The organism is Streptomyces sp. NPDC050423 (assembly GCF_040655445.1).
GTDB lineage: Bacteria > Actinomycetota > Actinomycetes > Streptomycetales > Streptomycetaceae > Streptomyces.
Genome location: NZ_JBFAJY010000077.1, coordinates 1 through 15137 on the forward strand (window position 1 = coordinate 1; position 15137 = coordinate 15137).

Consider the following 15137-nt stretch of genomic DNA (forward strand, 5'->3'; position numbering starts at 1 on the left):
GGCTCCACACCTACAATCACCACCGCGGACACACCGCGCTCAAAGGCCAACCACCCGCCAGCCGCGTCCCCAACCTCACGGGTCAGTACACCTAGTGGGCCCAGCTTGTGCACCCTCCCCGGTCGGGGGAAGAGTGGGGCGGCCACCACCCGCGCCCCGCCCAGGAGACCGCCATGCCGCAGATCACCGTCGACTACTCCGCCCAGCTCGACGAGACCTTCGACTTCCACGGCTTCGCGGGGGCGCTGCACCCGCTGATCGCCGAGACGGTCAGCACCAAGACCGCCGCCTGCAAGACCCGCTTCCGCCAGGTCGCGGAGACGGCGGTGTCGGACGCCCCCGACGGCGACGCGATCGTGCACATCGAGATCGCGCTGCTGTCCGGCCGTACCCCGGAGCTCAAGGCGCGGCTCACCGAATCGGTACTGGAACTGCTGGCCGGCCACATCCGGCCGACCGAGGCGCTGACCCTGCACCTCTCGGCCGAGACCCGCGACCTCGACCCCTCGTACCGCAAGCGCTGAGCCGGCGCCGGGTCCCGCTACGGCAGCCGCTGCGGGGGCACGGCGGGCACGGCGGGCGCCAGCGCGGAGAGCCGCACCAGCAGGTCTGCGAACGGCCCGTCCGCCGGCTCCTGCGCGAGGACCCGCAGCACGATGCCCGCCATCTCCTCGTTGTACGCGGCGCTCACGGCGATCAGCGCCGCGAAGTCGTGCACGAGCTGCAACTCGAGCTCGGCGCGCGGGATGTCCCGCCCGTCCAGCCAGATCAGGGCCGTCGACTCGGCCAGCGACACCCAGGACCGTACGACCAACACCAGCCGGGCCGGGGGCTCCTCGACCCCCAGGTGGGCCAGGATCTGCTCGCAGGCCGCCTGCCGCACCCCGTCGATCATCGCGTTCGCCGTCGACGACCCCACGGCCGGGCCGCCCCGCATCAGCGCGGCGAACCCCGGACCGTGCTCGTCGACGAAGTCGAAGAACCGCCCCATCACCCGCAGCAGCCGTGCGCCCAGGGGGCCTTCGCGCGGCTCCAGGAACCGGGTCGCCAGCTCGTCGGCCGCCCGCCGCAGCGCCGCCTCGTACAGGCTCTGCTTGCCCGGGAAGTAGTGGTAGACCAGCGGCCGCGAGATCCCGGCGGCGGCGGCGATCTCGTCGATCGACACCTCGTCGGGGGAGCGGTGGCTGAACAACTCCAGCGCGACACCGATCAGCTGCTGCCTGCGCTCCTCGACGCCCATCCTGCGCCGCACCCCGGTCGTCATGAGGAACAGCGTACCGACCGGCGCGACCGGGGCGCGGCGCGCGGGTACCGTCCCGGCCGCCTACAGATCGAGCACCAGCCGCTCGCCCCGGCACCGCGACACGCAGATCAGCATCGAGTCCCGCCGCTCCGCGTCCGTCAGAAGATCGTCCCGGTGGTCCACCTGGCCCTCCAGGACGCGCTGTTGGCACGTACCGCAGAAGCCCTGCTCGCAGGAGTACGGGACGTGCGGCAGCTCCGCGCGGACGGCGGCCAGCGCCGACCGGCCCGCCGCCACCCGGACCGTGCGGCCCGAGCGGCGCAGCTCCACGTCGAAGGCCGCGGAGCCGGTGGCGTCCGGGGCCGTCGCGGAGAAGCGCTCCAGGTGCAGGGTGCAGCCGGGCGGGAGCGCGGCGGCGACCGCCTCCATCAGGGGCTCCGGACCGCAGCAGTGGACCGCCGTGCCCGCAGCCGCGTCCGCCAGTGCCGCGGCGACGTCCGGGCGGCCCGCCTCGTCCTGCGGTACGAGGGTGACCCGGCCGCCGTCCGCGTCCAGTTCCCCGATCTCCTCCAGGAACGGCATCGTCGCCCGGCTGCGGCCCCCGTACAGCAGCCGCCAGTTGGCTCCGGAGGCGGCGAGCGCGCGGAGCATCGGCAGGATCGGTGTGATGCCGATGCCGCCCGCTACGAGGACGTACGCGGGGGCGTCCGCCAGTGGGAAGCGGTTGCGCGGGCCGCGGATCTCGACCTCCTGGCCCTCGTGGAGCCGCTCGTGCACCTCTCTGGAGCCGCCCCTGCCGTCCTCGGCGAGCCGGGTCGCGACGGTGTACGAGTCGGGGTCGGCCGGGTCGCCGCACAGCGAGTACTGGCGGATCAGCCCGGACGGCAGCACCAGGTCCAGATGGGCGCCGGGCTGCCAGCGCGGCAGGCCGGAACCCTTCAGGCGCAGCAGCACGACCCCGTCCGCGGGAGTGGACCGCTCGGTGATCAGCAGCCGGAGGCCGGTGGTCGAGCGGCGCTGCGAGTGGCCGGAGACGGGCTCCTCCAGCGCGGGCAGCGGCCACAGCGGGGACTTCTCTATGCGCCGGCGCATCGCCCGCTTGGCGAGCAGCGCGGCACCGGCCACCACGACGGCGGTGCGCAGCCGGGGGAGGGGCAGGGGCATGGTCAGCCGGCTTCCGTGGTGCGGGCCTCGGCGGCGACCGCGGCGGGCGAGTGGGCGAGGTAGTCGACGGCCTGCGCCGTACTGCCCTCCTGGGTGGGGTGGTACCCGCGGCTCAGATAGCGCGGGATCGAACGCAGCATCGAGGGCGTGCTGGGCAGGGTGCCCTGCCGGCCGCTGTTGTAGAACTGCCGGAACGACGCCTTGCCGTCCAGCAGGCCGGGGTCGTTCTCCATGAAGAACCGGGCACCGCGCTGCCAGAGGAAGGCCAGTGCGGAGAACGCCGTCGCCCAGGTCCGCACCCGCCGCCGGTATCCGCCGTCGACATGCATGAACACATCGAAGGCGACCGACCGGTGCTCGACCTCCTCCGCGCCGTGCCAGCGCAGCAGATCCAGCATCGTGGGGTCGGCGCCCCGCCGGTCCAGCTCCTCGGCGTTCAGTATCCAGTCACCGAGGAACGCGGTGTAGTGCTCTATCGCGGCTATCGTCGCCACCCGCTCCATCAGCCACCACTTGCGCGCCCGCCCCGGCGGCAGCGTCCGGTCACCGAGCAGCTTCTCGAAGAGCCAGTCGACCTGGGCCGTGTACGGGGTCGGGTCGAGGCCCAGCTCCTTCAGGTGCGGGAGTACGTCGTCATGGGCCTGGGAGTGCATTGCCTCCTGGCCGATGAACCCGATGACGTCCTCGCGCAGTCGCTCGTCACGGATGTACGGAAGCACCTGGCGGTAGACGTGGATGAACCAGCGTTCCCCGGCCGGGAGCAGCAGATGGAGCACATTGATGGTGTGCGTGGTGAACGGATCGCCCGGCACCCAGTGCAGGGGCGTCCTGTCCCAGGCGAAGGAGACCCGGCGGGCCTTGAGCGCGATCCGCTCCGACGCGACCGCCGCTGGCTGCGTGTTAGACATGTTGTCAATGTACTGAGGGGTAAGCCCGGGGAACAGGGGCCTGCGGCGAATTCCTGAGCCCGTCCGCACCGGCCCGCGCTCACCGCAGCGCCCTGCCCCGGCTGCCGTCCGCCAGCCGCCCGTCCAGATCCGCCCTGTCCCCCGCACCGGCGGGCACCGTGAGCAGCCGCCCCCGCGTGCTCCCCGCCACCCCGCCCGACGTGGTCAGCGAGGTGAACTGCTCGCTGCCCGCCGCGAGCACGTACCACCGGCCGCCGTGCGACTTCCACAGCACACCCGCCAGTACCTGCGGCATACGGGGCCCGCACGCGGGGGAGTCCTCGGAGCGCGCCGCGACGGCCCCCTGCGGTCGGCTCCCGGGTGGCCGCGCGGACGGCGCCTGGAACTGGGCGAGTACCCGGCTCCCGGTGCCCCGCCAGGTCTCCGCCCGGGTGCACAGCCACTGGGCCGAACCGCTCCCCTCGGGCAGCGGCTGCGTCGCGTACGTCCAGGAGTTGACCGACCGCACACCGTGCGAACGCACCGCGGGCAGCAGACAGGCGGTCCGTGCCCAGCTCTCGAACTCGGCCCGCCCCGCCACGTCGTGCGGTTTCGAGGGCGGGCCCGAGGTCAGCCGGGCCGGGGCGAGCTCACCGAGATCCGTCACCAGCCGGACCGCCCTGCCGTCGGACAGCCCGACCGCTTCCCAGGACCGGCAGCCGCCCGTGGTCCCCGGGCTGGTCAGCGCGTCGGTCACCCCGTCCGGGGAGCGGTGCAGCGGGCGCGGCGCACGGTCCGGCGCGAGCAGATCCCGTACCGACACCTCCCGTACCCAGGGCGCCGTCAGATAGCGGACCCGGCCCCCCGCGCGGTTTACCACCAGGGCGCCCGACGACGTCGCGTCCGCCCCGTCGACCCGGGCGAAGTCGAGCGCCGCGCCCTCGGACGGATCGGCGTTACGGGGCTCCGCGTACCGCACGACGCGCAGCCCGTCGTAGAACAGCACCACCGCCGACGCGCCCACCTCACCCGCGTACAGCAGCTGCGGGGCCCCCATCGGCGGCCCCGTGGGCGTCCGCGGCGTCGCCGACGTCCGCACCCCGCCGCCCGGCCGCGCCCATACCGTCAGCGCCCGCCGCAGCAGCCGGGTGTCCTCGGTGCGGTCGCCCCGGGTGGGCCAGGCGGTGAAGTCGGTACGCGGCGAACGCCGCCAGAACGACGCCGTCACCACCCGCAACGCCCCCGGATCCAGGGCCTCCTCGGCGGCCGGATTGCGCGCGTACGGCGGCGCGGCCGGCCCCTCGTGCCCCCAGCCGCCGCCCGGCAGCCCCAGCAGCGTTCCGCACACCACGAGCGCGGCGATGGCGGCCAGCGCGGCCCGCGCGTATCTGCGGCGGCGCGGCAGATCCGGCGGCCTGGCCTGGAGCGAGCACGGGTCGAACTCGGGCGAGGAGAGCAGCGTGTACGGCGCCGGCACCCCGTCCGCCTCCCGCAGCGCCGCGCGCGGGTCCGCCACCCCCGCGGCGGCCAGCTCCCGCCGGACCTCGTCGTCCGCGAGCGACTCCAGGCCACGCAGGACGAACGCGGCGCGTGCCGGTCCGCGCAGCGCCGACAGCCGCTGCTCCAGGGCGAGTTCGTCCGCGCCGCCGGAGTGCGGGAACAGCCGCAGCCCCCAGACCAGCGGAAGGACGGGCGGCAACGGGGAGCGCCACAACCGCAGCCGTAGCGGCATCCCCGCCGCCAGCGCGCCGCGCAGCACCTGCCGCCGGACGTACGCGTAACCGGGCGCGGCGGCCTCCGCACGGCCGGGGCGGCGCGGCAGCGGGACGCCCGAGCCGCCCGCCGGACCGGCCCTGCGCGCGGACTGCAGGGAGCGCTGGGCCAGGGCGTGGGCCGCGAGAACGCGCCGGCTGCGGCTCAGTGTGGGCGGCAGGGCGAGATAGCCGAGCCGGACCAGTCGCGGGTAGTGCTCGACGAGCGAGGTCCCGGCCTGCTCCGCATCGACCGGGGCGGCGGCTGACGGTACCTCTGGCAGTGGGCGCACATTCAGCTGAACGAGCGAATCGTGCGATGGTCACTCCGGGCCGGGTGCCTCCGGGGCGGCTCCCCGGCCCAGACCTCAGGCGAAATGGGCCAGTTGAGGATCGACGGGCGCCGCCGTCATCCGGTTGGCGAGGGTCGACATGGTGTAGGCGCCGATCCCCAGAACCACTTCCAGCGCGTTGCGGGCGGTGTGGCCGTGTGCCAGGAACGACTGGAGTGCCGCGTCGTCCACGGCCCCGCTCGTATCGATCACGGCAAGCGTGAACTGCCGTACCGCCTCCAGTCGTTCGTCCGGAAGTGGCAGCGGGCTCCCGGCGCGCAGGGCGGCGATGAGTTCGCCGTCCGCGCCGAGGGCGGTGAGCTTCGCGGTGTGCATCGCCACGCACAGGTGACAGCTGTTACGGGTGGCCACCGTCATGATCAGCACCTCGCGGGAGAGCTGGTCCAGGGTCGTCGACTCGAAGAGGGCGCTCATCTTCAGGAAGCCGTTGAGCAGCTCCGGCGACGAGGCGAGCAGGCCGACGGCGGCGGGCAGATGGCCCTGTTTCGCCGCCACGGCCGCCATGGCGGGGCGGGACGCGGCGGGAGCGGATTCGAGGCTGTGCTCGGGGAAGGGGGAGGGGGAGGGGGAGGGAGAGGGGGGTGCGGAGTGGGCGTGGTCGGGGGAGACGGGCGCGGGCATGGCTGACCTCTCGCAGTAAACTCGACAACGTGATTGACGAAAAGGTAAACCAGGTTGTCGAGTACCGCAATGGCTGAGCGCACGGGAGAGGCCTCTCCGGGCGGCGCCGGCGCGGGCTTCGAGCTGCCCCTGCTGCTCTTCGCCGGCTTCCGGTCGATCATCGACGACCTCCACCGCGAGCTGACCGAACAGGGCCACCCCGAGGTGCGTCCCGCGTACGGCTACGCACTCCAGGCGGTGGGCCGCGACGGGGCGACCGCCAGTGAGATCGGCCGGCGGCTGGGCGTCTCCAAGCAGGCTGCCGGAAAGACCGTCGACCGGCTCGAAAGCCTCGGATACGTCGAGCGCGCCGACGATCCGCAGGACGGCCGCCGCAAGCTGGTCCGGCTCTCCCCGCGCGGGATCGACGTACTGATGCGCTCCGCCGAGGGCTTCGACCGGCTGCGCGCCGAATGGGTCCGGGTGCTCGGCGCCGAACGGGTCGCCGCCCTGGAGTCCGACCTGCGCACCATGGCCCCCGCGAACGCCTTCCGGCTCGACGCGACGAGCTGGTTCAACGGCTGACCGGAGCCGGTGAGGGCTTGGACTTTACGGGCGAGAGATAGGACGTATCTGGCAGGCACTCTTCCCGCGTGCCGCTCGGTGCGGCAACATGCACGCGTCGGTACCCAAGAGATCCGACCACTCGTGGTCGAGAATGGCAGGGAACCATGGCACGACGCACCCATGTCCTCAGCGCGCTCGCGCTGGCGGCCGCCGCCGCGCTCATCCCCGTACAGGCCACGGCGCAGCAGCCCGCGCGCCCCGCCGTTGCCTGCGACGGGCCGGTGAGACCCGCGTCGCAGATGACGGTCGAGGCGTGCGACAGCCCGGAGCGGATCATCGAGAAGGCCGCGAACATCGTCCCCACCCCGGGCCAACTCGCCTGGCAGCAAAGGGAGATCACCGCCTTCACGCACTTCGGGATGAACACCTTCACCGGCCGTGAGTGGGGCTCCGGCACGGAGGACGAGAAGCTGTTCGCGCCGCAGAGCATCGACGCCGACCAGTGGATGCGCGCCTACAAGGCCGCCGGCATCGAACAGGTCATGCTCACCGTCAAGCACCACGACGGCTTCGTCCTCTACCCGAGCCGCTACACCGACCACTCGGTCGCCCTCAGCCCCGGCAGCCCCGATGTCGTCGCCCTCTATGTGAAGGCCGCCCGCAAGGCGGGCCTGAAGGTCGGTCTCTACCTCTCGCCCTCCGACGGCGCGGAACTCCCGCACGCCTGGCACGCCGAGTGGGTCGAGGAGCTCCGGGCCAAGCAGGCCGAGGGCAAGCCGCTGAGCCTGCCCGAGCGGATGGCACTGGAGGACGGCGACCGCGCCCCCGCCGGCCAGGGCCGCTTCGGCAACGGCAGCGCCGTCACCGAGCGCACCATCCCCACCCTCGTCCCCGGCGACGACCGCGCCGCCCGGGTGAGGAGCGGCAAGCTGCCCACCTTCGAGGTGAAGGCCGACGACTACGACGCGTACTACCTCAACCAGCTGTACGAGATCTTCACCCAGTACGGCCCGGTGGAGGAACTCTGGCTGGACGGTGCCAACCCCTGGTCCGGGTCGGGCATCACACAGAAGTACGACGTCAAGCAGTGGTTCGACATGGTCAAGGCGCTGTCACCGAACACCGTCGTCTTCCAGGGCCCGCAGGGCGTCCGCTGGGTCGGCAACGAGTCCGGCGTCGCCCGCGAGACCGAGTGGAGCGTCACCCCGCACATCACTGACCCGTGGACAGGGCTCGGCAGCCTCCCCAACGACTCGACCGACCCCGACATCGGCTCCCGGGACAGGCTCCTCGACCCGGCGGTCAACTACCTCCAGTGGTACCCGGCCGAGGCCGACGTCTCCAACCGCCCCGGCTGGTTCTACCATCCCGACGAAAAGCCCAGGACAGCCGCGCAGTTGATGGACCTGTACGAGAAGAGCGTCGGCCGCAACGCCTCGCTCCTGCTCAACGTCCCGCCCGCGCCGGACGGCCGGATCGCCGGCGAGGACGTCGCGTCGCTGACCGCCTTCGGTGCCGGTCTGCGCCGGGTCTACGGCGCCGATGTGCGCAAGCAGGGACCGGGTCCGTACACCTTCGACCGGGTCGCCGTCCGTGAGGACATCCGGCACGGACAGCGGGTGGAGAAGTTCGCCGTGGAGGCCCGGATCGACGGTACGTGGCAGCGGATCACCGAGGGCACCACCATCGGCCACGAGCGCATCCTGCCGCTGTCCGGGGCCGTCACCGCCTCGGCGGTCCGGGTCAGGGTGCTGGAGTCCAGGGCGAAGCCGTACCTGGGAGCCACGACGCTGCACCTCACCACCGCGCCGGCCACTCCCTAACCCCGGTCGAGATAGGCGAGTACCGCGAGAACGCGGCGGTTGTCGTCGTCGGAGGGCGGCAGGCCGAGCTTCCCGAAGATGTTCGAGGTGTGCTTGGCCACCGCCCGCTCCGTGATCACCATGTGCGAGGCGATCGCCGCGTTCGAACGGCCCTGGGCCATCTGCTCCATGACCTCCCGCTCACGCGGCGTCAGCCCGCCCATCGGCTTGTCCTGCGAGCGCCGCGACAGCAACTGCGAGATCACCTGCGGGTCCATCGCGGTGCCGCCCGCCGCGACCCTGCGCACCGCGTCGATGAACTGTTCGGCGTCGAAGACCCGGTCCTTGAGCAGATAGCCGATGGCGCCGTTGCCGTCCGCCAGCAGCTCACGTGCGTACAACTGCTCGACGTGCTGGGAGAGCACGAGCACCGGAAGCCCCGGTCTCGCCCGCCGGGCCGCCAGCGCGCACTGGAGCCCCTCGTCCGTGTGGGACGGCGGAAGCCGGACGTCGACAACGGCGACGTCCGGCTTCAACTCCGCGAGGGCTCTGGTCAGTTCGGGTCCCGTCTCGACCGCGGCCGCGATCTCGAAGTCGTAGGCCTCCAGCATGCGCACCAGGCCGTCGCGCAGCAGGAAGAGATCTTCGGCTAGGACAACTCGCAAGGAATCTCCATGGTCACCATGGTGGGACCGCCCGCGGGGCTGCTGACGGCCATGATGCCGTCGAATGTACCGAGTCGGCGTTCGACCCCGCTCAGGCCCGAGCCGGCACCGGTCGTCGCACCGCCCTTCCCGTTGTCCGTGACGGAGATCCGCAGCATTCCCCCGGCATCGTGCAGATCGACCCAGATCCGGTCGGCGCCCGAGTGCTTCGCGGCGTTCGTCAGGATCTCGCTGACCGCGAAGTAGGCGGCCGACTCGACCGGGGCCTCCGCACGACCGCTCAGCTCCACGTCCACCTCGGTCCCGATCGGCATCCGCAGCGCCAGCGCCTTGACCGCGTCCCCGAGCCCGCGCTCGGCCAGGACCGGCGGATGGATGCCCCGTACGAGATCGCGCAGCTCCGTGAGCGCCTCCGCGGACGACTCGCGGGCCATCGCCAGGAGCTTCTTCGCCTGCGCCGGGTCCTTCTCGACCAGCGCCTCGATGGTGCCCAGATTCATGCCCATGGCGACCAGCCGGGCCTGCGCGCCGTCGTGCAGATCGCGCTCGATGCGCCGCAGCTCGGAGGCGGCGGTGTCGACCGCCTCGTGCCGGGTCTCGGTCAGCCGGTCGATGCGCAGGGCCAGTTCCCGTTCATGGGTGGGGGCCAGCACCGAGCGCGCGATCACGAAGTGCGCGTGCAGCAGCCGCTCGCTCAGCAGCACCCCGGTCGCGAAGAGCGCCACCCCGAGCCCGGCGGCGGCGAGCCCCGTCGCCTGACTGTCCACGGGGACGAACCCGTACCAGTACCGGTCGTCCGTGAAGACCCGCCACAGCCCCGCCGCCAGGACGAAACCCTCCACCGGGTAGATCATCAGCGCCGCCGCCAGGATCGACACCACATAGCCGGCCGTCATGTCGACCAGCAGCCACTGGATGTCCCGCCAGGTCGCCGGGTCCTTCAGCATCGCCCCGGTCCGCTCCACCTGTCCGATGAACCCGCTGCGGACATCCGCCGGTATCGGCCGGTACGGCACCGGGATACGGACGTCCGACCAGGTGATCGCCAGCAGCCGGCGCTGATTGGCGTGCTTGCGCACCGCCGACAGCACGTACGGGGTGGTCACCAGGCCGATGCCCAGCGGGATGAGGACGATGGAGGTCACCGCCAGCACGAACAGCGTGACCGACCCCACGATCGAGGCGAACGACAGCACCAGCCCCCGCCCAGCGGCCAGCAGCGCGCCCCTTGTCCGTCCGTGCGGCCTGTTCATATCGGTCCCTCTTCCCTCGCCGGCACTCGTGGCAGCCCCCCGGTCCGCAGACAGTCTGCCGCCTCGGGCGGCCGGGGCGGCAGCCGTTCCGGCACCCGCCCGGGGTGTACCCAGCACCACCCCCGCGACCTCGCCCTACGTCACGGGGAGTGGGTGTTCCAGCGGCTGGGGCGGCGGGCCCCGGGTTCCTAGATTCGAGGTGTCTTTTCCGACGGCTACTTCCAGGGGGCGAACACGCCATGAGGCGTAATCTCGCGGCACGTATCGGTGTGTGGAGCGCACACCACCGAAAGACGGCCATTCTCGGCTGGCTGCTCTTCGTCGTGCTCACCGCGGGCATCGGCGGTGCGTCCGGCATGGTCGAGATGACCAACGCCGAGAACGGTGCGGGCGACTCGGCACGAGCCGAGCAGATCCTCTCCGACGCCGGCCTCAGCCACCGGGCGGGCGAGCTGGTCATGGTGTCGGCGGCCGAGCCGGACGGCTGGCGGACCGCGGCGCGGGAGCTGACCACCGCCCTCGGGAAGACCGGCGAGGTGACGGGCCTCGGCGCTCCGGTCGCCTCCAGGAACGGCAAGGACGCACTGATCACCTTCGAGATGAAGGGGGACGCCGCCACCGCGTCCGACCGGGTGCAGCCCGTCCTGGACGCCGTCGACCGGGTCCAGAAGGAACGGACGGACATCACGGTCCAGCAGTTCGGCGACGCCAGCGCCGGGAAGTGGCTCGGCGACCTGCTCTCCGAGGACTTCAAGAAGGCCGAGTTCACCGCCGTACCCCTGGCCCTGGGCATCCTGCTGGTGGCCTTCGGCGCCGTCGTCGCGGCCCTGCTGCCCGTCGGGCTCGCGCTGACCGCCTGCCTGGCCGCCTTCGGTCTGCTGTCGCTCGCCAGCCACCAGCTGCACCTCTTCCAGACCACGTACTCCGTGATGTTCCTGATGGGCTTCGCCGTCGGCGTCGACTACTGCCTCTTCTACCTGCGGCGCGAGCGGGACGAGCGGGCGGCGGGGCGCGACGCCGAGACGGCGCTGCGGATCGCCGCGGCGACCAGCGGCCGGTCCGTCCTGGTCTCCGGGCTGACCGTCATGGTCGCGATGGCCGGCATGTTCCTGTCCGGACTGCTCCTGTTCAAGGGCTTCGCACTCGCCACGATCATCGTGGTCTTCATCGCCATGATGGGCTCCGTGACGGTACTGCCCGCACTGCTCTCCTGGCTGGGCGACCGGATCGACGCCGGACGGGTGCCCCTGCTCAACCGGCGCGGCAAGCGGGGTACGAAGCAGAGCGGCCGGATCGCCGGCAAGCTGCTGCGCCCCGTCCTGTCCAAGCCGAAGTTCTTCGCCGCCGCCTCGGTCGTCGTGCTGCTCGTGCTGGCCGCGCCCGCCCTCGGCATGAAGACCGAGGAACTCGGCCTGGAGAAGCAGTTCGGCTCCGACTCCCGGCTCGCGGTCGCCTACCGCGACATCAGCGATGCCTTCCCCGGCGGGCCCGCCCCGGCCCAGGTGGTCGTCGAGGCGGACGACATCGGGGCGCCCGGCGTACGCAAGGCACTCGACGGCTTCGACAAGGTGGCCGTCCACCGGGCGCAGAACGTCGCGGAGATCGAGATCCCGCTGCCGCACGGCGAGAGCGATCTGACCGAACTGCGCGAGAAGCGGCTGCCGGCCGCGTTCGACGGAACGGGCGCCCGCGCCTATGTGACGGGTGAGGTGGCCGGGTCCACGGACTTCAACGACCAGCTGAAGCGCGGCATCCTGCCCGTCCTCCTCTTCATCACCGCGGTGACCTTCCTGGTGATGCTGTTCTGCTTCCGCAGCTACGTCATCGCCGTGACCGCGATCCTGCTCAACCTGCTCTCGGTGGCCGCCGCGTACGGAGTGATGGTCGCCGTCTTCCAGCACGGCTGGGGTGCCTCGCTGATCGGCTCGGAGGGTGTCGGCGCGATCGAGTCCTGGATGCCGCTCTTCGTGCTGGTCGTCCTGTTCGGGCTCTCGATGGACTACCACGTCTTCGTGGTCTCCCGGATCCGCGAGGCCCACGGCCGCGGTCTCTCCACCCCGGCCGCGATCGACGAGGGCATCCGTCGGACGGCGGCTGCGGTGACCGGCGCGGCCGTGATCATGGTGGCGGTGTTCGCGGTCTTCGGGACGCTGTCCATGCAGGACATGCAGCAGATGGGCGTAGGCCTGGCCGTCGCGGTGCTGCTGGACGCCACGGTCGTACGGATGGTGCTGCTGCCCTCCGTGATGGCGCTGCTCGGCGAGCGGAACTGGCGGACCCCGCGCGGACTGTCCCGGCTGCCCGCCCTGGACCACAGCGAGCCGGAGCCGGAGCCCGGCCCCGCGGCGGACCCGGTGGCGACAGGACTGCGCGGCTGACCCCCGGGCGCGTGAGGGGCCCAGGTTCCGGTGCGTACGGGAACCCGGGCCCCTCACCTGTCTTTCAGGCGTCTTCGGGGCGCACTGCTCAGGGCGTGTACTTGTACCCGACGCGCCGCACCGTCTGGATCGACCGGCGGTGCTCGGCGCCCAGTTTGCGGCGCAGCCGGGCGATGTGGACATCGACGGTGCGCCCGTCGCCCACGTGCCCGTAGCCCCAGACCGTGGTCACCAGCTGGTCGCGGGTGTGCACCCGGTTCGGGTGCGCCACCAGATGGGCGAGGAGCTCGAACTCCAGGTAGGTGAGGTCGAGCGTGTTCCCGTTCACCGCGGCGGTGCGCTGGACGGGGTCGATGCGCACCGGACCGGCCCCCGGGGCCTCCAGTAGCTCCGGCACCACGTACTGGGCGGCGCCGGCCGCCGCGGCTGTGAGCGCCGGCTGCTGGTCGGCGGGGACGAGCACCAGATAGCCGACCATCGGCGGCCGGCCCGGCAGCGCCGGCAGGGTGTGCTGGGGTGCGGGCAGCCAGGTCGTGCCCGGCGCCAGGAACGCGGCCACATCGGCCGGCTGGAAGACCTCGTCCGGCGCGACGGCCCGCAGCCGGTGCCGGTTGGGGGAGGGGGGACGGGTGGGGGTGGCCGCAGCGGTCGCCGTCTGCGCTGCGGTGGCAGCGGCTGCGGCGGAGAGGGTACGAGTGTTCGCCATGGGAGTCAGCTCTTTCGCGCGAAGGAGTCGTCTGTGGACGGACTTGCTGCGTGCGCGCGGACCGAAGACCGGGGTGAGCGGCTTTAGAGGGCCAGCGCGTTCAACGCGCGGCAACACACCCGGTCGAAGTCGTGATGCTGACGGGAGGGCCAGAACGGCTCCAGGTCGCTGCGACCTGTCGAGGTGTGCTGGAAGCTGGCCATGTCCCCATTGAACCAGAGAAGACGACCCCGCAGCAGGCCTCTCCCACCCGTCGATACGGACCCTTCGCGTTACCTTCCTCACCTCGGGCACGTACGAGAGGCGCCCACCGGCGGTGCGGTGGGCGCCTCTTGTCACGTGCGGGCGGGATCAGACCTGCCCGGCCTTCTCCAGCGCGGCGCAGCAGGTGTCGACGATCAGCCGGGTGACGACGTACGGGTCGACGTTGGCGTTCGGGCGGCGGTCCTCGATGTAGCCCTTACCGTCCTGCTCGACCTGCCACGGGATACGGACCGAGGCGCCGCGATTGGAGACGCCGTAGCTGTACTCGTTCCACGGGGCGGTCTCGTGCAGACCGGTCAGCCGGTCGTCGATGCCCGCGCCGTAGTGCTTGACGTGGTCCATCGGCTTCGAGCCCTCGCCCAGCGACTCGCACGCGGTGATGATCGCGTCGTAGCCCTCGCGCATCGCCCGGGTGGAGAAGTTGGTGTGCGCGCCCGCGCCGTTCCAGTCGCCCTTCACCGGCTTCGGGTCGAGGGTCGCCGAGACGTTGAAGTCCTCGGCGGTGCGGTAGAGCAGCCAGCGGGCGATCCACAGCTGGTCGGAGACCTCCAGCGGGGCCAGCGGGCCCACCTGGAACTCCCACTGGCCGGGCATGACCTCGGCGTTGATGCCGGAGATGCCCAGGCCCGCCCGCAGACAGTTGTCGAGGTGCTTCTCGACGATCTCGCGGCCGAAGATCTCGTCGGCGCCGACGCCGCAGTAGTACCCGCCCTGCGCGGCCGGGAAGCCGCCCTCGGGGAAGCCGAGCGGCCGGTGGCCGTCGAAGAAGGTGTACTCCTGCTCGATGCCGAAGACCGGCTCCTGGCCCGCGAACTGCTCGGCGAGCGGTCGCAGTCCGGCACGCGTGTTGGACTCGTGCGGGGTCATGTCGATGTGGAAGACCTCGCACAGGACCAGGACGTCGTCACCCCCGCGGATCGGGTCCGGGCAGGTGAACACCGGCTTCAGCACCCGGTCGGAGGCGTGGCCCTCGGCCTGGTTGGTGCTCGACCCGTCGAAGCCCCAGATGGGCAGCTCCGCGACGTCGGACGACGGGGAACCGGGCATGATCTTCGTCTTGGAACGGAGCTTGGCGGTCGGCTCGGTGCCGTCGATCCAGATGTACTCAGCCTTGAACGTCACGGAAGCCATCCTTCGCAGGTGCTGCGGGTCTATGCAGCGCAGCTTCGCAAGACGCGATTTCCCGTCCGTTGCTCTCGTGTGAACCCCGTGTTACCGAGGTTTCCCGTACCGGAGGGACCGGTTGCGAGGGCCCTCGCCGGGGCCCCGCCACTGCCGGCCCTCAGCCGCGGGCCCGGAGCGGCGACCCGAAGCCGGCCACCCCGTAGGTGTCCTCCGTGCGTGGCGGCAGGCCGACGCGCTGCGCCTCGCGAGACCACTCCTGCCGGCCGGGCGACAGCCCCGGACGTCTAGGTGTACTGACCCGTGAGGTTGGGGACGCGGCTGGCGGGTGGTTGGCCTTTGAGCGCGGTGTGTCCGCGGTGGTGATTGTAGGTGTGGAGCC

13 protein-coding genes are annotated in these 15137 nt (G+C 71.9%); 4 read left to right on the top strand and 9 right to left on the bottom strand.

What is annotated here, in order from left to right; all coding sequences use genetic code 11:
* Positions 1 to 173: 173 nt before the first annotated feature.
* Entirely contained in the window at positions 174 to 524 is a 351-nt protein-coding gene (locus AB0I52_RS32320; protein WP_363078660.1) for an isomerase, read from the top strand.
* 17 nt (positions 525 to 541) lie between these two features.
* Here AB0I52_RS32320 and AB0I52_RS32325 read toward each other — a convergent pair whose 3' ends face one another.
* The 5 genes from AB0I52_RS32325 to AB0I52_RS32345 form a co-directional block, all read right to left on the bottom strand.
* The gene (locus AB0I52_RS32325; RefSeq protein WP_363078662.1) at positions 542 to 1264 is read right to left on the bottom strand and encodes a TetR/AcrR family transcriptional regulator; all 723 of its coding nucleotides are present in this window, start codon (positions 1262 to 1264) and stop codon (positions 542 to 544) included.
* A gap of 60 nt (positions 1265 to 1324) precedes the next feature.
* Positions 1325 to 2401: a PDR/VanB family oxidoreductase gene (locus AB0I52_RS32330; RefSeq protein ID WP_363078679.1), complete on the bottom strand. Its 1077-nt coding sequence runs from the start codon at positions 2399 to 2401 to the stop codon at positions 1325 to 1327.
* Between the two features lie 8 nt (positions 2402 to 2409).
* A complete protein-coding gene (locus tag AB0I52_RS32335) occupies positions 2410 to 3315 on the bottom strand; it encodes a metal-dependent hydrolase (protein WP_363078664.1) in 906 nt (301 codons plus the stop codon).
* A gap of 79 nt (positions 3316 to 3394) precedes the next feature.
* Positions 3395 to 5338 (bottom strand): hypothetical protein, encoded by a 1944-nt coding sequence (locus AB0I52_RS32340; protein WP_363078666.1) that lies wholly within the window; start codon positions 5336 to 5338, stop codon positions 3395 to 3397.
* Positions 5339 to 5413: 75 nt separating this feature from the next.
* Positions 5414 to 5902, bottom strand: coding sequence for a carboxymuconolactone decarboxylase family protein (locus AB0I52_RS32345; RefSeq protein ID WP_363078681.1), 489 nt, complete (start codon positions 5900 to 5902; stop codon positions 5414 to 5416).
* A gap of 186 nt (positions 5903 to 6088) precedes the next feature.
* Here AB0I52_RS32345 and AB0I52_RS32350 point away from each other — a divergent pair, with 186 nt between their 5' ends.
* Together AB0I52_RS32350 and AB0I52_RS32355 are read left to right on the top strand one after the other, a co-directional pair.
* Complete coding sequence (locus tag AB0I52_RS32350) at positions 6089 to 6583, top strand: MarR family transcriptional regulator (RefSeq protein WP_363078668.1); 495 nt, start codon at positions 6089 to 6091, stop codon at positions 6581 to 6583.
* A 146-nt stretch (positions 6584 to 6729) separates the two neighbouring features.
* Positions 6730 to 8388 carry an alpha-L-fucosidase gene (locus tag AB0I52_RS32355; RefSeq protein ID WP_363078670.1) on the top strand — a complete coding sequence of 553 codons (1659 nt, stop codon included), beginning with the start codon at positions 6730 to 6732 and terminating at the stop codon, positions 8386 to 8388.
* Here the strand turns inward: AB0I52_RS32355 and AB0I52_RS32360 are convergent.
* Positions 8385 to 9032, bottom strand: coding sequence for a response regulator transcription factor (locus tag AB0I52_RS32360; RefSeq protein ID WP_362965309.1), 648 nt, complete (start codon positions 9030 to 9032; stop codon positions 8385 to 8387). The two genes, AB0I52_RS32355 and AB0I52_RS32360, sit on opposite strands and share 4 nt — an antisense overlap.
* Entirely contained in the window at positions 9017 to 10285 is a 1269-nt protein-coding gene (locus AB0I52_RS32365; protein ID WP_363078671.1) for a sensor domain-containing protein, read from the bottom strand. Before AB0I52_RS32365 ends, AB0I52_RS32360 begins: the two co-directional genes overlap by 16 nt.
* Positions 10286 to 10524: 239 nt before the next feature.
* Between AB0I52_RS32365 and AB0I52_RS32370 the strand changes: the two genes are divergently transcribed.
* Complete coding sequence (locus AB0I52_RS32370; RefSeq protein WP_363078673.1) at positions 10525 to 12663, top strand: MMPL family transporter; 2139 nt, start codon at positions 10525 to 10527, stop codon at positions 12661 to 12663.
* An 88-nt stretch (positions 12664 to 12751) separates the two neighbouring features.
* Here AB0I52_RS32370 and AB0I52_RS32375 read toward each other — a convergent pair whose 3' ends face one another.
* Together AB0I52_RS32375 and glnII are read right to left on the bottom strand one after the other, a co-directional pair.
* Positions 12752 to 13369, bottom strand: a complete 618-nt coding sequence (locus tag AB0I52_RS32375; protein WP_363078675.1) for a winged helix-turn-helix domain-containing protein — start codon at positions 13367 to 13369, stop codon at positions 12752 to 12754.
* Between the two features lie 351 nt (positions 13370 to 13720).
* The gene (glnII, locus tag AB0I52_RS32380; RefSeq protein ID WP_363078677.1) at positions 13721 to 14755 is read right to left on the bottom strand and encodes a glutamine synthetase; all 1035 of its coding nucleotides are present in this window, start codon (positions 14753 to 14755) and stop codon (positions 13721 to 13723) included.
* Positions 14756 to 15137: the final 382 nt, after the last annotated feature.